The sequence below is a fragment of the Paenibacillus sp. TC-CSREp1 genome (genome assembly GCF_050171015.1).
GTDB lineage: Bacteria > Bacillota > Bacilli > Paenibacillales > Paenibacillaceae > Paenibacillus > Paenibacillus silvae.
The window spans coordinates 175,053-193,409 of sequence record NZ_JBNOKM010000006.1 but is presented as its reverse complement, the minus strand read 5'-3'; the positions used below and the strand labels follow the sequence as shown (position 1 = coordinate 193,409).

General features: G+C 48.3%; 11 protein-coding genes. All 11 read left to right on the top strand.

The annotated features are described in order from the left end of the window. Nucleotides 1–19: 19 nt before the first annotated feature. The 11 genes from leuC (at nucleotide 20) to ACQSGY_RS10955 (ending at nucleotide 18,212) form a co-directional block, all read left to right on the top strand. On the top strand, nucleotides 20–1,441 hold the full coding sequence (gene leuC / locus ACQSGY_RS11005; protein WP_145403630.1) for a 3-isopropylmalate dehydratase large subunit: 1,422 nt from the start codon (nucleotides 20–22) through the stop codon (nucleotides 1,439–1,441). Nucleotides 1,442–1,472: 31 nt separating this feature from the next. Next, nucleotides 1,473–2,075 (top strand): 3-isopropylmalate dehydratase small subunit, encoded by a 603-nt coding sequence (leuD, locus tag ACQSGY_RS11000; RefSeq protein ID WP_111271353.1) that lies wholly within the window; start codon nucleotides 1,473–1,475, stop codon nucleotides 2,073–2,075. Nucleotides 2,076–2,428: 353 nt separating this feature from the next. Further along, nucleotides 2,429–3,850 (top strand): N-acetylmuramoyl-L-alanine amidase, encoded by a 1,422-nt coding sequence (locus ACQSGY_RS10995; RefSeq protein ID WP_427051925.1) that lies wholly within the window; start codon nucleotides 2,429–2,431, stop codon nucleotides 3,848–3,850. A 242-nt stretch (nucleotides 3,851–4,092) separates the two neighbouring features. After that, nucleotides 4,093–5,502 (top strand): N-acetylmuramoyl-L-alanine amidase, encoded by a 1,410-nt coding sequence (locus ACQSGY_RS10990; protein WP_427051924.1) that lies wholly within the window; start codon nucleotides 4,093–4,095, stop codon nucleotides 5,500–5,502. A 34-nt stretch (nucleotides 5,503–5,536) separates the two neighbouring features. Beyond that, nucleotides 5,537–6,217, top strand: coding sequence for a GerMN domain-containing protein (locus ACQSGY_RS10985; protein WP_427051923.1), 681 nt, complete (start codon nucleotides 5,537–5,539; stop codon nucleotides 6,215–6,217). Between the two features lie 75 nt (nucleotides 6,218–6,292). Beyond that, nucleotides 6,293–9,028, top strand: coding sequence for an S-layer homology domain-containing protein (locus ACQSGY_RS10980; protein ID WP_427051922.1), 2,736 nt, complete (start codon nucleotides 6,293–6,295; stop codon nucleotides 9,026–9,028). Nucleotides 9,029–9,126: 98 nt separating this feature from the next. Further along, nucleotides 9,127–9,843 carry an endonuclease III gene (gene nth / locus ACQSGY_RS10975; RefSeq protein ID WP_111271348.1) on the top strand — a complete coding sequence of 239 codons (717 nt, stop codon included), beginning with the start codon at nucleotides 9,127–9,129 and terminating at the stop codon, nucleotides 9,841–9,843. A 2-nt stretch (nucleotides 9,844–9,845) separates the two neighbouring features. Continuing rightward, the gene (locus ACQSGY_RS10970; RefSeq protein WP_110894196.1) at nucleotides 9,846–10,118 is read left to right on the top strand and encodes an NAD/NADP transhydrogenase alpha subunit; all 273 of its coding nucleotides are present in this window, start codon (nucleotides 9,846–9,848) and stop codon (nucleotides 10,116–10,118) included. Between the two features lie 392 nt (nucleotides 10,119–10,510). After that, a complete protein-coding gene (locus tag ACQSGY_RS10965) occupies nucleotides 10,511–14,185 on the top strand; it encodes a dynamin family protein (protein ID WP_427051921.1) in 3,675 nt (1,224 codons plus the stop codon). A gap of 407 nt (nucleotides 14,186–14,592) precedes the next feature. Then, on the top strand, nucleotides 14,593–16,365 hold the full coding sequence (locus ACQSGY_RS10960) for an ABC transporter ATP-binding protein (RefSeq protein WP_188591028.1): 1,773 nt from the start codon (nucleotides 14,593–14,595) through the stop codon (nucleotides 16,363–16,365). Next, nucleotides 16,362–18,212 carry an ABC transporter ATP-binding protein gene (locus ACQSGY_RS10955; protein ID WP_216514738.1) on the top strand — a complete coding sequence of 617 codons (1,851 nt, stop codon included), beginning with the start codon at nucleotides 16,362–16,364 and terminating at the stop codon, nucleotides 18,210–18,212. Before ACQSGY_RS10960 ends, ACQSGY_RS10955 begins: the two co-directional genes overlap by 4 nt. Nucleotides 18,213–18,357 lie beyond the last annotated feature (145 nt).

Below are 18,357 nucleotides of genomic sequence, written 5' to 3'. Positions count from 1 at the left end.
TTATGATGAGGTGAAAATGATGAGTAAAAAAACGATGTTTGAGAAAATCTGGGAGAATCATGTGATTCATCAGGAAGAAGGAAAACCGAGCATTCTGTATATCGACCTGCATCTGGTGCATGAAGTAACATCGCCACAAGCATTTGAAGGTCTTCGCCTGAGCGGCCGCAAGGTTCGTCGTCCAGAGCTGACATTTGCAACAATGGATCACAACGTGCCAACGAAGGATCGCTTCAACATTACTGATCCAATCTCCAAACAGCAGATCGACACACTGTCGCAGAACTGCCGCGACTTCGGTGTGAAGCTGTACGATCTGGATACGATCGACCAAGGTGTTGTACACGTTATGGGACCTGAGCTGGGCCTGACTCATCCGGGTAAAACGATTGTATGCGGCGACAGCCACACATCCACGCATGGTGCATTTGGTGCACTTGCATTTGGTATCGGAACAAGTGAAGTAGAGCACGTTATGGCAACTCAATGTTTGCAGCAGGCGAAAGCAAAAACGATGGAAGTTCGTTTTGTCGGCAAACGCAACCCGGGTGTAACGGCAAAGGACATGATCCTCGCGGTTATTGCCAAGTATGGCACTGACTTTGCAACAGGTTATGTTATCGAGTACACAGGTGAGTCGATCCGTGAACTGAGTATGGAAGAACGCATGACTGTATGCAACATGTCTATCGAGGGCGGAGCAAGAGCAGGTATGATTGCACCGGACGAAACAACGTTTGAATATCTGCGTGGTCGTGAATATGTACCGGCAGGTGAGAAGTTTGACGAAGCAGTTGCGGCTTGGAAAGAGCTTGTAACAGATGAGGGTGCCGAGTTTGACCGCGTCGTTGAAATCGATGTTGAGTCTCTTATCCCGCAAGTTACTTGGGGCACTAGCCCGGGTATGGGCACAGATATTTCTTCCAAAGTACCTGTACCGGCAGAACTGCCAACTGAAAATGAACGTAAAGCAGCTGAAAAAGCGCTTGAATATATGGGTCTGACTCCTGGAACACCGATCTCTGAAATTCCGGTTGATTATGTATTTATCGGTTCGTGCACAAACGGACGGATTGAGGATCTGCGTGCAGCAGCGAAGGTTGCCAAAGGACACACGGTTTCCAGCAACGTAACGGCTATTGTCGTGCCTGGTTCAGGACGTGTTAAGATTCAGGCAGAAAAAGAAGGTCTGGACAAAATCTTCACGGAAGCCGGTTTTGAATGGCGTGATGCAGGATGCAGTATGTGCCTCGCGATGAATCCGGACGTATTGCAGCCAGGACAACGCTGTGCATCGACTTCCAACCGTAACTTTGAAGGACGTCAAGGCCGCGGCGGACGTACACATCTGGTTTCACCAGCAATGGCGGCAGCGGCAGCGATTAAAGGACATTTTGTAGACGTACGTGACTGGAATTTCAAAACTGAAGCAGTAATCTAATTGATAATCGCCAGAAGGGAGAACGGAACATATGGAAGCATTTAAAACACTGCAAGGCATCGTTGCACCGGTAGACCGGGTCAATGTAGATACAGACGCAATTATTCCAAAACAATTTTTGAAACGGATTGAACGGACCGGATTTGGACAATTTTTGTTCTATGAATGGCGTTTTGACGAAGAGGGAAATAACAACCCGTCCTTTGAGATGAACAAACCTCGTTATCAGGGAGCATCCGTTTTGATTTCTCGTGCCAACTTTGGCTGCGGCTCCTCACGTGAGCATGCACCATGGGCGATTATGGACTATGGATTCCGTTGTGTGATTGCACCATCTTTTGCGGATATCTTCTATAACAACTGTTTCAAAAACGGCATCCTGCCAATCAAGCTCTCTGAAGAGCAAGTAGAGGACTTGTTCCAGCGTACAGCCAACCATGAGAACTATGAGCTGAATGTTAATCTGGAAAACAAAACGATTACAGATGCACATGGACTGCATATTGATTTTGATCTGGATGAGCACCGCCGTCAGTTCCTGCTGCAGGGACTGGATGATATCGGTCTGACACTTCAGCATGATGATGAAATTACAGCTTATGAACAACGTCACGCTGCCAAACTGTTTGGCTAAGCGAATGGCGATTTGATCCGAATTTTGATCAACTTGACTGAAGCTTGATTCAATTGATCTGTATCTTTATGCCGGGCAAAAGGCCTCTAAGCGAACTGGAAACTTGTTGTTTCCAGTGCTTGCTTAGAGGTTTTTTGTGTATCCATTTTATGGTTCAAGTCGTACACTATTTCTCCATGACGACAATAAATTGCATCCGTTTTCCGACTAAATATGACAACGTTGTAACCGGATGAACAGACAATATCTGATAGACTGAATAGTAGATTATGGAAGGGTACATATCGCTTTACAAGATTCATCCCAAGATGCAACTGGAACGTTCATAACTTAACAAGAATGGTGGATGACGTATGAAGAAATGGTCGGCAGCAGTCGTATTTGTCCTGTTCCTTTGTCTTTTCCCAATGATGGCTCATGCGGATCGTGTGCCTTCAATCATGCTGGATGGGATAGCTATTGACCAGAAGGCTGGGGCTCCAGCAGAGAACATCGGTAAAACCGTGATGGTCCCGATCCGGATTGTGTCTGAAAATCTGGGTTACGACGTCAAATGGGAGAAGGCAACGCAGACGGTGCACGTTCAGAAAGGAAACAGCCTCATTGAAATGACGGCGGGCAAAGATGCTGCAACGGTTAATGGGAACGTAGTTAATCTGGATGCACCTCCGCTGATTAAACAGGGGACAACCCTTGTTCCACTTCGTTTTGTTGGTGAGGGCATGGGTCTTCAGGTTGGATGGGACAATGGAACTAAAACGGTTAGCCTGTTCAGCATTCCTCCTGTTGTGGAGACAGAGAGTGATCGTGACCCGGTAGATACGCCTGCTCCGGTTGGGTCAAGTGAGCTGCAAAGTATAAGTTTCAGCGGTGATCGTCTGATTGTAGCGACAAGTGGAAGCATTAGTCCTAAAGTATCAAGTATTAGCGGGCCGGAGCGGATTATTGTAGACCTGCCAAATACAACCTTCTCACAAACATTTGTGCAGGGACAGGCCTCAAGTCCTGATGGAAGCGGACAGATGAATATCTCCGATTCTGCGCTGGTTTCCAAAGTAAGGTTTGCCATGTTCAGCAGTTCTCCTTCAACGGTGCGTATCGTTCTGGATTTAAGCCAGAATGCTACCGCAAATTGGTCGCTTGGAGAAAATAACGTGCTGCTTGTTGATCTTAAGGCTGGTAATGGGACCACGAACAGCGAACCGGCCTTGCCGGAGAAAAGTGGTAAAGCCGTTGTAGTCATTGACCCGGGACATGGGGGGCGCCAGTCCGGGGCGGTCAGTGTAACAGGAGCATATGAGAAAGATTTTAATCTGGCTGTCGGACTTAAAGTGAAGACACTTCTGGAGCAAAACCCCGATATTCAGACTGTAATTACACGTCAGGATGATACCGAGCTTTCGCTGCAGCAGCGTGTCGATATAGCAAAGCTGAATCAGGCGGATCTGTTTGTATCTATTCATGGGAATAAATTTACAACGCCTGTTCCTAACGGGATTGAGACGCTGTATACACGCGAGGCGAGCAAAAGTCTTGCCGAGACACTTCACAAACACGTACTGCCTGTTACAGGGCTTAAGGACCGCGGCGTGAAAGTGGCAAGTCTGCATGTAACCAGAGAAACAACCATGCCAGCAGTTTTGCTTGAGCTCGGCTTTTTGAGTAATCCGGCTGACGAAGCATTAATGCTATCAGAGGCATATCAGAATCAATGTGCTCAGGCGATCGTAGACGGAATTATAGAATATTTGAGTGTAACCAATCGAATTTCGTAAACATGCAGATTCGACCAACGCGTTGTTTCAAGATGCACATTTGATAAAAAAGGAAAAAATCAGACATTAAAATGTAAAAAAAGCTTGATCTGTCAACGTTTTTTTTCTGTTATGTTGGAATAAATTCGCAACTTTTAAGATTGCCGGGCGTCTAATAGGTGTCTGGTAATGCCCACGTGTTCAGTGGAAGTTGCAAACATGCAACATGCGGCAAAAAAATATGAGATTGGTAGGGGTGAAGGATGAAGAAGTTCGGTTTTTTGGTACTGTTATTTGTCTTCGGGTTTGTTTTCCCGGGCTATAGTCATGCAGCAGCGGACACGAAAATTATCCTAGACGGGACCGAGATCGTACAGCCTTCGGGTGCGAAAGCGGAGAACATCAACAGCAAAGTGATGGTGCCAATTCGTGTTGTATCTGAAAGTCTGGGATATTCCGTGGATTGGAAGCAGCAGTCGCAAACGGTGACGATTAGCAAAGACAACACTGCCATGCAGATGATTGTTGGACAAAAGACGGCAACGGTGAACGGCAGTAACGTAGACCTGGATGCCCCGCCCCTCGTGAAAAACGGTACGACATTAGTGCCTCTCCGGTTTATTGGAGAGCAAATGGGTCTCAAGGTGGGTTGGAACAACACCACAAAGACGGTAACATTAGTTACCCAGAATTCTGGTTCCGGAAACGGGACAACTACTCCTCCAAGCTCTGGCAATAATGGTGGAGGATCGGATCAGGAAGGTCTTGTACTGGTGAACGGCATCAGCTTCAGCGACAACCGCTTAATGATTGCAACAAGTGGAAGTACGAAGCCGAACGTCTTCACGATGACAGGACCAGATCGCATCGTTATTGATTTGCCTAATACGGCATTTGCTGATTCTTTCAGCCAAGGTCAGGCACTGGACAGCAATCAAAATGGTCAGCTTGTCGTAAACGGTTATCCTGATGTGTCTCAAATTCGTTATTCCTTATTCAGCAACAGTCCTTCAACGATTCGCTTTGTCATTGATCTGACAGGTTCCAAAGGCTACAGTGTGCAGAACGATTCTGGATTGATCATGATTGATCTGAATAATCAGAACGGTACACCCGCAAAGCCGGTTGGCAACAATGGCAAGAAGGTTGTAGTCATTGACGCCGGGCATGGAGATCAGGACCCGGGAGCTATTGGTGTTACGGGCAAAAGAGAGAAGGATTTCAACCTTGCCATGGCATTAAAAGTCGAGGCACTTCTGAAAAAAGAACCAAAAATCGATGTTGTATTAACTCGCAGTGATGATACATTTCTTGCATTGAAAGAACGTGTGAAGGTTGCACAAAACATAAATGCAGATATTTTTATATCTATTCATGCGAACAGCGGCCCAGTCGCGGCATCGGGAGTAGAAACTTATTATTCCCGTTCGGTGAGCAAGGAACTGGCTAACATTATGCATAAGTATCTCGTGCAGACTTCGGGTTTGAAAGACCGGGGTGTGAAGATGGCCAGCCTCCATGTAACCCGTGAAACAACTATGCCGGCAGTTTTACTGGAGGGCGGATTCCTCAGCAACAAGAGTGATGAGGCTGTACTGTTTACGGAAAATTTCCAGAACAATGTAGCAAAAGGTATTGTTGCTGGGATCAAGGAGTATCTGGGAATTCAATAAGGGACAACCCTTATGCTGAGGAGGCGGAGTTAGAATGAACAAAAAAATATGGATCGCAGCTTTGCTGGTGACTGTAATGGCTATAGCTGCTGGATGTGGCAGTAAACCGACAGCTGCTCCGAGCCAGACACAAGGTACGGGAACAGAGACACAAACAGGAACCGGCGTAACAGAGGTAGATGGTCAGGTTATTACTGATCCTGCAACGGCGGATTCCGAGGAAAATACAACACCATCCACTCCGGCAAATAGCAGCTCGGAGGGAACAAGCTCTGGAGGCGAAAACTCTACGGACAAGCCTTCAGCATCGGACAGCAAGCAGCAGAAGTCCATTGAAGTGTTCTATACTGATCCGGAGGAGCTTGAGCTGCACAAGGCATCAGCTGAAATTGCATTTGCATCAGAGGATGAAAAATACAAAGCGGCTTTTGCTTCCTTACAGCAAAGCAAAGACGATAAGCTTGTTCCACTCTGGTCTAAAGATATTGAACTGAAATCTGTTCAGTTCAAGGATGGAGCACTGACGCTGGATATTCATATGCCAGATACAGCACGTCTTGGTGCAGGTGGCGAGGTATTCGCGCTGGATGCACTGAAACAAACATTTTTCCAGTTCGATGAAGTGAAATCACTTGATCTGCTGGTTGACGGCAAATCATCTGAAAGCTTAATGGGGCATGTTGATCTGGAGCATCCAATGACAAGATCCAATTAGGTTATGCTTCTAATGTGTTACCGTGGCCTCACGGAATTAGGTCAGGTCGTTTTATATGAGAGAGGGGAATCATAGGTGACTTTTAAATATAACCATTCATCACACTCTAAAAAAGTAGCATCTGTCGTGCTTGCAGGCATGATGGCCCTGAGCTCGGGCGGAGCTGCGATGGCAGCAGACTCTACACAGACAGGGCAGGGTCAAAGTGCGGCAGCGAACAGCACGGCTGCACCGACGGGTTTGTTCAGTGACATCAAGGCCGGATTTTGGGCTGAGAAACATGTATATAAACTGGCGTACCAAGGCATTCTTCTCGGTAATGACGGTCTGTTCCGTCCAGGGGACGCGGTAACACAGGAAGAAGCAGTAACGATGGCTATTCGTTTTATGAACATGGGCTCCCAGTTGTCTTCCACAACTACGGCATTACCGACAAATATGGAAGTGGGCAACTACTTCAAGCCATATGTTGCACTCGCACTTCAACTGGGACTCGTGGATAAAACGGAAGAAGCAGCTACAGATATGTCCAAAACAACATGGGGCCAAAAACCGGCAACACGTGAATGGATCACTAAATTGTTGATTCGCTCACTTAACAAGGATGCTGAAGCAAAGGCTCAAAATGATCAGTCTACAGGTTTTGCGGACAATGCAAGCATTTCCGACAGTGCCAAAGGGTATGTAAATCTGGCTGTTAGTCTGGATCTGGCCAAAGGCCTGGATGGCAACAAGTTTAATCCGACAGGTTCTGTAACTCGAGCGCAGCTCGCGACGTTTTTCAGCCGCGGGGAATCGTTAACGGATACGAAATATCCGAACACAGCAACAGGTTATGTGACCGGATTAAAAGACGGGCAGATCACGCTGATGGTTGACGGCAATGCCGTTAATTATGCAGTGAACAGCAGCACCCTTTATTTTACCAAGGATAGTGAAACACGAGCAGCTGCATCGGATGTAAAGCTGTACACCAAAGTGCTGGTTGTAGGCTCAGCGGGTAGTGCCTCTTACGTCGAGGTTATTGATGCCAATCCTCAAGTGGAGAGCATTGAAGGTACATTTGCGCGTTCGCTGTCAGGTAATAAAATCGGCTTGTTCGTAGGCGAAAATTATGAAACTTACAGTTACGACGAGAACACAGCATTTATCGATCAAAATGGCAATGCCATTAAATTGTCTGACATTACAGTAGACAGTATTATTGAGGTGCAGCGTGAGACATTCTCCGCTGACAAAAAAACAGTGGCGATCCGGGTGAAATCGGGCATCGTAAACAAAAGCGATAACGGTGTGATTGCGGAAGTACAGACTTCTGGCAAAACGATCAAACTGGTCAATGCAGCCGGAGCAACCGAACAGTACACATATAATGATAATCTGATTATCCGTTATCAAAATCGTATTCTGTCTGTGTCTGATCTGAAGGCAGGAAGCGCAGTGAAATATATGGTAAAAGACAGTGTGCTGCAAACGATCGAGCTTGCTCAAGGGGTTGAGCAATCCGTTCGTGGAACACTTGTTGAGATCGGTGGCAATCAGTCTACGGTAACATTCAAAAGCGATGGCGGCTCCCTTGAAGCCAAGCTTCTGATTGAAAAGCCGGAGGTGATCATTAACGGCATTCAGGATGCAACGCTGAATGATCTGATTACAGATGCAATCAATGGCGACAAGGTTGAGCTTACGTTAAACAGTGATGATCAGGTGACACGCATTCAGGTCATCGGACGTCAGATGGAGCCTTTGAATGGAGCTACGGTTGTCTCCTACAATAGCAAAACAAAAGTGCTCACGGTACTGGATGCCAATAAAAAACCGTATGTGTTTACGCTTGATGAAAAGACAAAAATGGACTATAACGCAGCCAAACCGACATTGGCGGGACTGGAATCCCTGCTAAATGATGGCCGCAAGCTGGATCTGACTTATGTAGGAACTCGTGCATTGTCTGTAAAGGTCATTTACAAGTACGAGGGAACGATCACAAGTATTGATACTACAAATCGAAAAATCAGCTTGTTATCCGGCAGTCAAACGGTGACTGTGCCATATACAACAGCTCCAACGGTTGAAATGTATAATAAATCCGGTGCGAGCTTGTCTGATCTGAAGATTGGTGACAATGTTACTGTTACTCTTGGATCGAATCAGGATGTGGTACAGAAAATTGCGCTCAAATCTGTGGCTCAATTTGAAGTTGCAGGTGTGGAAACGAATGGCCGAGTTCGAGTGAAGGCTGATTTGCTTACTAGTCAGTTCTATGTGGACCAAGCGGTGTTGACGGATGAAAATGGTCAAACGATTACTCCTGCACAGCTGGTTACAGGCAGCCTGATCAATGTGACCTTTGAAGGAACAACACCAAAAGCGGTTCAGGTTGTCAAACGTACACTTGCTGAAGTGACAGCGGTGGATGCTTCTTCCGTAACCTTGAAACAGTTCAATGGTTCGACAGAGAAGGTGGCAATTTCGGGAGCGGTGAAAGTTGTGAAATCCGGTTCGACTTTAACCTCTTTAAGTAACCTTACGGTGGGTGACCGTGTAGAAATGACCAAAGATACGGATAACTCCACACGTTTCCGGGTACTTACTGTCATGAGCAAACAGTTCTGGTCTTATGATGGAGTAGGAAACCAGATTTTGGTTAAACGTGAAACGACAACGGACACCAATTATCGTTTTGCACTGGGTTCAAGCGTATTTGTTCACCAGGGTGACAACACTTTAAGCGTGCAATCTCTCAGAGATAATGATAATATTGTATTGTATCTCTTGAACAATGTTGTGTTTGAGATTCAAAAACAGTAATCGTTTCTTTTCGAGGATCAAAAGAATGACCGTCTTGATACGGGATCTTTCCCGCATCAAGACGTTTTTTTTGCAAGCTTTTTGGGAGGTAGCTCTTCATGAATGCAGCGACGGTAAGACATATACTCGAAACAATGGAAGCCATGTTTCCTGATGCACATTGCGAATTAAATCACAGCAATGCATTTGAACTAACGGTGGCGGTGCTTCTGTCTGCACAGTGTACAGACGAAACGGTGAATAAGGTCACCGCGGATTTGTTTCAAAAGTACCAAAGTCCGGCAGATTATTTGGCGGTTCCTCTTGAAGAGCTGGAGCAGGATATTCGTCGAATCGGGCTGTACCGAAACAAGGCCAAGCATATCCAGAACATGTGCCGAATTTTAATAGAGCAGTATGGCGGTGACGTGCCGCAGGAGCATGATCAGCTTGTCACTTTGCCAGGAGTAGGCCGCAAAACCGCAAATGTCGTTGTATCAAACGCGTTTGGAGTACCGGCGATCGCTGTAGATACCCATGTCGAACGTGTGTCGAAGAGACTTGGGCTAGCGGGTTGGGATGACTCCGTACTTGAAGTCGAGAAGAAACTGATGAAGCGCGTACCTCGGGATGAATGGACTATAACTCATCACCGGTTTATATTTTTTGGACGCTACCATTGCAAGGCTCAATCTCCCCAGTGTCATATCTGTCCGTTACTGGACATATGCCGGGAAGGGAAAAAACGTATGAAAACGTCCCAGATCAGGAAAGATAAGGAACGTGCAACTCCCCGAAAACGAAAGTTAAATTCAACAGCAGAAAAGGATGAATAATGATGAAATGCATTTCCGTGTACACTGACAACTTTGAAGCCTTCTCCGATATTTTTGAACAGATCGTTGAACAGGATATGGCTGAGAATGAAGAAAAAGAAGTTGAAGGTATCACTGTAAGTCACTCTGGTGATGTGCCTGAACATTATCTGGAGCGTATGTCCACGAAACCAGAAGTGGTTGTGATGAGAGACAAAGGCAGAAACATTACGATTTTGCAGCATGGTCAGGTTTTCGAAATTTTGCTGCCTGAAATGGAGAATGCAGTATCCTAAGTTTTGTTTAGTCTAAAACCTATGATCAAGAACCTGGCTGCCGTGACACGACCGTTCTATTGTGTATGCAGATGAGGATGGTATGTCATGCGGTCAGTTTTTTGATGATGAACGTTCCGTGTTATGCGGAAATTATAGTATAAAATTTTAAAACCGACATGATCGGTTTTATTTTTTTATCCATACCACAGGTAGTACATACATTGTGTTAAGAACAGATTGCTGGCAGAAATGATCTCGTAATGCAATGATATTGATCTGGAATTCATCTACATGCAGATTCAAGTGAAAACGTTCAAATTCAAACATGATAATGTTAAACTAAATAAGATATAACAGAGATTGACGTCGATAAGGATGTCAAATTAGAGGAGCCAGGAGGAAGGCCAGTCATGTCCAGAACAGATTTTCCAGCAGAAATGGCCACACCTTTGAACCCGTTGCGTGAAGCAATGGAGAAGACAGGGGACCAAACCGCTGTAGAGGCAATAACGGATTTAATCAGCAAGGCGGAAACAAAACATTTGACGATTGCGTTCTGCGGACATTTCTCGGCAGGCAAATCGAGTCTGATTAACAGCTTGTGCGGTAAAAGGGTGCTGCCCTCCGGCCCTGTGCCAACCAGCGCAAATGTGGTTGCCATTCGCAATGGCAAGCCGAGAGCACTTATTTATACGTCTCCGAGCGTAAGCGCTGACAATAACGATAAAGGCATGCTTGAGGTTTCACCCGAAGAGCTCGAGGCATATTGTAAAAACGGCGGGGCATACAGCTCTATTGAAGTATGGGATGATATCCCGCTTTTGCAGGACGACGCCGTGTTACTGGATACGCCAGGCGTAGATTCAACCGATCGCGGGCACAGCCTGGCCACACATTCAGCACTGCATCTGGCAGATGTTGTGTTCTATGTGATGGACTACAATCACGTTCAGTCGGAGACCAATCTTTCTTTTGCGAAAAGTTTGTCCGACTGGGGCAAGCCGCTGTTCCTGATCGTAAACCAGATTGATAAACACCGGGAGCGTGAGCTCTCGTTTGAACAATATGTGCAAGGCGTAGAAGCGATTTTTGAAGCATGGGAGGTGCGTTATGATGGTCTGCTGTTTACCTCATTGCGGGATCAGCAGCATCGATATAATCAGTGGAAGCAGCTTCCCGAACTTATTACCCAGATGATGAAGAGCAAAGAAGAGCTGATCTCACACAGTCTGGCTAGTTCGGCTCGTCATATTACGGAGCAGCATCTGACCCGTGAGGCGGGAAAACGAGAAGATGAGGAAAATGCACTGCTGGAGGAGATTGGCGGGCAAGAAGGCATTGAACGTTTGTCACAGGAGCTGGCGCATCTGGATGAACAAGCTGCCGAGATTCAGGGCAAACCATCGCGGATACGCGAAAAGTTCAGAGCAGAGCTTGATTCGCTGCTGGCTAATGCCAATCTTACTCCGGCGGACATTCGTACTTCCGCAGGCAGTTATCTGGAAAGCCGCAAGCCGGGTTTCCGGGTAGGCTTGCTCTTCTCCGGCGGCAAGACGGAGCAGGAAAAGCAGCGCCGGGCTTCGGAACTGGTGAGGCTGCTGCAGGATCAAACCACTAGCCAAGTGGAGGTTCACGTGCGCACAATGCTCAGACAGCTGGGTGAAGCCCATCAAATCTGGGGCGCGGAGTGGGAGCAGGCACTGAATTCAGAGCTGCCTGCAATCGATGAGGAATTGCTTGAACTGAAACGAAGTGCGAGTGCAGAGCTGTCGCCTGAGTATGTGATGCAATTCAGCAAGGATGTCCGGGGCGAGATCGAGGCCCGGTATCGCAAGTTGGCCATGGCGCTGGCCGACCGCATCCTGGAAGCGCTGGCTGCGCAGGGCGAAGCCGCGCTCCAGGCGCTGGACGCCAGCCGCGCAGCGCTGCTGGCGCAGTCGGCGGCGGCGGCGCGCTACACGGCGCTCCAGCGCGCCGCCGCCGAAGAGGCAGCAGGGCTGCGCAGCCTGCTGCCTCCTGCGGGCCCCCTCACCTCCGGGCTGTTGCCGGAGGTGAAGGGCCCGCACGTGCCCGCGCCTGGACCGGGCGAAGCTCCCGGTCCGCAGGCGGGCACGTTCACGTCTGTGGCTGCGCAGCCACAGACGCACGCCCCTGCGCCGCCGCGCGCAGCAGCGGCGCAGGGCGCACCGGCGGCGGCTGGCGCGGAACGCCGCCGGCGCCTGGACGCAGCAGCGGCACGGCTGGAAGCCGCTGCTGTGCTGGTGGAGCCGTACCCCGCCATGGGGTCGGCGGTACGGGATTTGCGTGCACGCGCAGCTTCGCTTGCGGGCGGCACGTTCACACTCGCGCTGTTCGGTGCGTTCAGCGCGGGCAAATCCTCCTTCGCCAACGCTTTGCTGGGCGAAGCCGTCTTACCCGTATCGCCGCATCCAACGACAGCGGCGATCAACCGCATCATGGCTCCGGCCGGCGGCGCGCAGCATGGAACAGCCCGGGTCCGCATGAAGACCCGGGACGCCTTCCAGGAGGATCTGGCGTATTCCTTCCGCCTGCTGGGGCTTGGCGAGCCTGGCGCAGAATGGCAGAAGCGTGTGAAAGCCTTGACACCGCAGGATGTGCATCCGGCTGGACGTCCGCATTACAGCTTTTTGCAAGCCGCTGCTGCGGGGTGGCAGGAGACGCAGGATCAGTTGGGTCAGGATGTGCTGGTCGATCTGAATGGTTATCGCAATTTTGTAGCGAACGAGAAGAAATCCTGTTTTGTGGATTCCATCGATCTATACTACAGCTGTGATGTAACCGAACAGGGCATTGTGCTGGTGGATACACCCGGGGCAGATTCCGTGAATGCACGCCACACCGGCGTAACGTTTAATTATATGAAAAATGCCGATGCGCTCATTTTCGTAACGTATTATAACCATGCCTTCTCTCAAGGAGATCGACAGTTCCTGAATCAGCTGGGGCGGGTCAAGGACAGCTCTGCGATGGATCAGATGTTCTTTGTTGTCAATGCAAGCGACCTGTCCTCTTCCGATGAAGAGCTGGAACAGGTGCTGGAGCACGTAGGTACAGAGCTGCGAAGCAACGGCATTCGTTCCCCTCGTTTGTTCCCGGTATCCAGCATTATGGCGATGGAAGGCAAGATGGATGGCAATGCAGAACTGCTGCAGCAATCCGGGTTCATTCGTTTTGAGGAGGAGTTTAACCGCTTTGCGGGCAAGGAGCTGGCTGATCTTGCAGTAGGTGGAGCTTCCGAGGAGCTGGCACGTGTCATCCAGCGCTTGAACAAACGCGCGGAAGATGCAGCTCAGGGAGAAGAAAAACTTCGTGAGCGGCGGAATGAACTGGAGACGATCTCCGGGCAGTCACGTGAGCGGATTCAGCGCTTGGCACAGCGGGCGATGAAGGATGAGTTGACACAGGAAACGAATGAACTGCTCTTCCATGTCAGACAACGCCTTGCGTTCCGACTGGGTCAGTTTATGGCTGAAGCGTTCCATCCGTCGGTGCTGCGGGAGGATCAGGGCAATCTGAAAACGGCTTTTGCCGCATGCGGCCGGGAACTGCTGCGTATGATCGGTATCGAGCTTGAGCAGGAATTGCTTGCCACGACACTGAGACTGGAGCAGACCGGGCAGGCATGGGTTGCCAAGCAAGTCACCGAATGCATTGATGAGGTGAAGCAGCTGACCAGCGGCATTGATTTATCCTTAACCTTGGATGAGAAATGGAGCACACCGGTGTTGGAGGAAATCCGGCTGGAGGAACCGTCGGGTTGGAAAAACTACTGGAGTTACTTCCGTAATCCGAAGCAGTTCTTTGAAGGAGATGGGCGCCAGCGCCTTCAGGAGGTGCTTGATCCTGTGCTCAAGCAGATGATTATTGAAGCGCTGCCTGCCTCGGAACAAAAGCTGATTCAATTTTACGATACACAGGTTTGCCAGTCGGTGCAGCATCAAGCGCGTCAGCTCACCGAGCGGCTGGATGAAGCGATTAGCGGACTGCAGGATACGCTCGAAAGTGGAATTCCTGCAGAGCAGTGGGCCGCTTTGTCGGCCCAGCTGGAACAGATGCAGGAATAAGAGGTCATGGATGCTTCAATAGCATCACTTCGTTTTAATGACGGGTAAATGTGCGCGATTGATAGCCTGTCCTGTGACAAGGTTTTTTCAGCCAACATGGTCGTGATTATGGAAACGTTTGTAAAATAAATGAGAACTTCCAAAATACTTTGAAAATGTTGCAAAAACACGCTCAAAAAGGCTCCCGCTGTAAAGGCATACAGGGAGCCTTTTTTTGGTATGACCAACCTGAAATATAGAGAATATTCAAACATTTGATTGAAAGTCGGGTATTGGTCTCCGTTAATGCGATAATAAGCTGAAAGCAGCCTGAATATGGTCTATTATTCGCTTTGCCGCGAATGGGGGACGGTGATAAACTTCATAAATGTTCATATCATTTAATGCAACATCAGAGGAGGAGAAACATGGATGTTCTTAGGCAACTGCAAACCTTTTTTTGGGAGAAGCGAACGTATTTACTGGTATCAATCTTGTTCCTCGCCTTAGCGACCGCACTTGGATTGGTCTACCCGAACCTGCTGCGAATTTTGATTGATGATGTCATTGTTCCACGAAATTTTGAAGACGTTCCCATACTTGCCCTGACGGTGTTAGGTGTCGTTATTTTGAAAGCGGGAATGCAATTTTTACACGGTTTCTTTGGTGGGCGTCTCGGTAACTATCTGGCCTACCGCCTGCGTAATGCATGTTATGAAAAGCTTCAATTTCTATCCTTCCGTTATTATGATACGGCCAAAACAGGTGATCTGATGTCCCGCCTCACGGGAGATTTGGAGGCCATCCGTAACTTTATCGGATTTGGTTTCGCCCAGATTCTCAACATGGTTCTAATGGTCGTGTTCGGCGCAATTATGATGATGACGATGAGCTGGAAGCTAACGCTGCTGACCCTTGTCTGCATTCCTCTGCTTGCCTTCGTTGCGCTTCGATTCGAATCCAAAATTCACCCTGCATTTCAGGAGATGAGACTGGCTCTAAGCTCGCTGACTACAGCGGTACAAGAGAATATTACAGGTGTAAGAACCGTTAAATCCTTTGCACGCGAGCCTTATGAAGTGGAGAAATTCTCCACACGGAATGAACGGTACAAAACCAATCAAATCCATGCTGCTACATTATGGAGCCGTTATTTTCCTGTCATGGAGATCCTGGCATCGGTAAGTGTTGTACTGCTGCTCGTAGTTGGTGGAAGGATGGTTATTCAGCAGACACTGACCCTGGGTGAACTTGTTGCCTTCTTCAGTCTGATCTGGTACATAATTGGTCCGATGTGGGGACTTGGGTTTCATATCAATAACTATACACAGTCCAAAGCTTCCGGTGAGCGGGTGCTTGAGCTGCTGAATACCCCTGTTGACGTTGTAGAGACAGAAGACCCGGTGATTGTGGAATCAGAGCAGGTCAGAGGTCATGTGACTTTTGAATCAGTAACCTTTGCTTACGGAAACAAAATGCCAGCTGTAACGGATATTAATTTTGATGCTCCGCCTGGTTCTGTAATCGGTTTCCTTGGCGGAACAGGCTCTGGTAAATCGACCATTATTCAGCTGCTGATGCGAGCGTATAACGTTAATTCAGGCGCAATCAAGCTGGATGGAAGAAATATTAAGGATATGGGCATTCGCAGCCTGCGGAGTCAGATTGCTTCCGTGTTCCAGGAAACGTTCCTGTTCTCTTCCAGCATTCGCAATAACATCTCCTACGGACTGAAAAATGTCACGATGGATGAGATTATCCGTGCTGCCAAGCTGGCGAAGGCGCATGACTTTATTATGGAGTTTCCCGAAGGGTACGATACGGTCGTGGGCGAACGCGGCATGGGGCTGTCTGGTGGTCAGAAACAGCGGATTGCCATTGCCCGGGCATTGCTCAAAAATCCGAAAATTCTTGTGCTGGATGATGCAACCAGCGCGGTGGATATGGAAACCGAACACGAAATTCAGTCGGGCTTTCAAGAGGTTATGCGCGGCAGAACAACATTTATTATTGCCCACCGGATTTCATCCTTGCGTCATGCCGACGAGATTCTGGTGCTTGATGAAGGACGCGTTGTACAGCGCGGTAAACATACAGAGCTTATTCAGGTGCCTGGACCGTACCAGGATGTGTATAACATTCAATATGCAGACTACATTGCCCGCGGCAAGCGGGAGGCTGGGGAGCAGGTGAACTCATGAGTGCCGAGACGATAACAGATAGGCGCGAGGTCAAAGGGACCTCGAATCCGAAAATGAATGAACGATTTGTTTATCAGGATGATGAAGTTATTGAAAAACCGTTTAACTGGCAAGAATTCGGGCGATTGTTCGCCTATATGAAACCGTATGCGAAGCAGCTGCTGCCGCTCGTTATTCTGATGATGATTCTGGGAACGATTACGAAATTGTCCGTACCGTTTCTCATCAGTCTGGCTATCGATAAAGCGATTGCGCCGCAAAGCGGAGTGCCTAGCGTAACACTGCTGTATCTGATTGCAGGTTCAATCCTGCTGCTGTATATCATTCAGTGGGCGGCTAATACGTACCGGATCAAGCTGACAAATGTCATTGGGCAGCGGGTTATTTACGATCTTCGTTCAGACTTGTTCAAGCATATTCAGAAGCTGTCCTTTAACTTTTTTGACAAAAGGCCGGCAGGCTCAGTGCTTGTGCGTGTAACGAATGATATTAACTCCTTGCAGGATCTGTTTACTAACGGTGCGGTCAATGTCATGATCGACTGTGTGCAGCTGCTAGGCATTATCGTTATTCTGCTGCTTATCAACTGGAAGCTGGGGCTGGCTGTAATTATTACGGTACCGATCATGTTTATTATATCCACCAAGCTGCGTGTCATGATTCGCCGGGCGTGGCAGGATGTGCGGATGAAGAACTCCAGAATTAACTCCCACTTGAATGAATCCATTCAAGGCATCCGGGTAACGCAGGCGTATACGCAGGAAAAAGAAAATATGAAATACTTTGACAATATGAATATGTCCAGCAAGAAGTCCTGGGACAAAGCATCCGCCATGAACCAGGGATTCGGTCCGTTAATTGAAATCACAGGCGGCTTCGGCACGCTCATACTATTCTGGTATGGTGCACATCTCATCCAGAATGAAATGTTAACCGTGGGTCTGCTCGTTGCCTTCGCCAACTATGTCGGCAACTTCTGGGACCCGATCAACCGTCTGGGACAAATGTACAATCAGCTGCTGGTGGCGATGGCTTCATCCGAGCGTATCTTCGAGTTCATGGATGAGAAGCCGCATATCGCGGATAAACCAGGTGCAAGACCGCTTCCTTCTATTAAAGGGGATATCGTGTTCGACAATGTGGTGTTTGAATATGAAAAAGGAAGACAGGCGCTCAAAGGCATCAGCTTTTCGGCTAAGGCCGGGCAATCCATTGCGCTTGTAGGTCACACAGGCTCGGGGAAAAGTACAATTATCAATCTGATCAGCCGCTTCTATGACATCACGAGCGGGCGTCTGACCATCGACGGACATGACGTTCGCGATGTAACGGTTGAGAGCCTGCGCAGTCAGATTAGCATTGTGCTGCAGGATACATTTATTTTCTCGGGAACCATTCGCGACAACATTCGTTTTGGACGGCTGGATGCGACCAATGAAGAGGTAGAGGAAGCCGCCAAAGCCGTCAATGCTCACGAATTTATTATGAAGCTGCCGGGTGGATATGACACGGAGGTTGAAGAACGTGGTAACGTGCTGTCCATGGGACAACGGCAATTGCTGTCGTTTGCCCGTGCGTTGCTCGCTGATCCGCGAATTTTGATCCTGGATGAAGCCACAGCCAGCATTGATACAGAAACCGAGCTGAAAATCCAGGAGGCACTCAAGGTGCTGCTCCAGGGACGCACTTCCTTTATGGTGGCTCACCGACTCTCTACCATTCGCAATGCGGATAACATTATTGTGCTGGATCACGGGGAGATCAAGGAAGAAGGCAATCATGAGCAGCTCATCCAGAAGCAGGGCGTATACAACGGTCTGATTGAAGCGCAGTATCGGTTTTTATAAATGATCGGAATAACACAGAAACATTAACAAGCAATTGGAGTATAGCTAGTATGAACAGACACTTCAGCCTTATTGGTTTCTCTCCTTTCAAGCAGGTTTCCCTGAAGAAGGTATGAGACCACAGGGTTGAGGTGTTTTTTTTATG

What these genes read in the sequence shown, in the direction of transcription:
- ACQSGY_RS10960 (WP_188591028.1), top strand. Translation starts at nt 14,593, where the DNA reads ATGGATGTTCTTAGGCAACTGCAAACCTTTTTTTGGGAGAAGCGAACG.
- leuD (WP_111271353.1), top strand. Translation starts at nt 1,473, where the DNA reads ATGGAAGCATTTAAAACACTGCAAGGCATCGTTGCACCGGTAGACCGG.
- ACQSGY_RS10965 (WP_427051921.1), top strand. Translation starts at nt 10,511, where the DNA reads ATGTCCAGAACAGATTTTCCAGCAGAAATGGCCACACCTTTGAACCCG.
- ACQSGY_RS10985 (WP_427051923.1), top strand. Translation starts at nt 5,537, where the DNA reads ATGAACAAAAAAATATGGATCGCAGCTTTGCTGGTGACTGTAATGGCT.
- nth (WP_111271348.1), top strand. Translation starts at nt 9,127, where the DNA reads ATGAATGCAGCGACGGTAAGACATATACTCGAAACAATGGAAGCCATG.
- ACQSGY_RS10955 (WP_216514738.1), top strand. Translation starts at nt 16,362, where the DNA reads ATGAGTGCCGAGACGATAACAGATAGGCGCGAGGTCAAAGGGACCTCG.
- ACQSGY_RS10970 (WP_110894196.1), top strand. Translation starts at nt 9,846, where the DNA reads ATGAAATGCATTTCCGTGTACACTGACAACTTTGAAGCCTTCTCCGAT.
- ACQSGY_RS10995 (WP_427051925.1), top strand. Translation starts at nt 2,429, where the DNA reads ATGAAGAAATGGTCGGCAGCAGTCGTATTTGTCCTGTTCCTTTGTCTT.
- ACQSGY_RS10990 (WP_427051924.1), top strand. Translation starts at nt 4,093, where the DNA reads ATGAAGAAGTTCGGTTTTTTGGTACTGTTATTTGTCTTCGGGTTTGTT.
- leuC (WP_145403630.1), top strand. Translation starts at nt 20, where the DNA reads ATGAGTAAAAAAACGATGTTTGAGAAAATCTGGGAGAATCATGTGATT.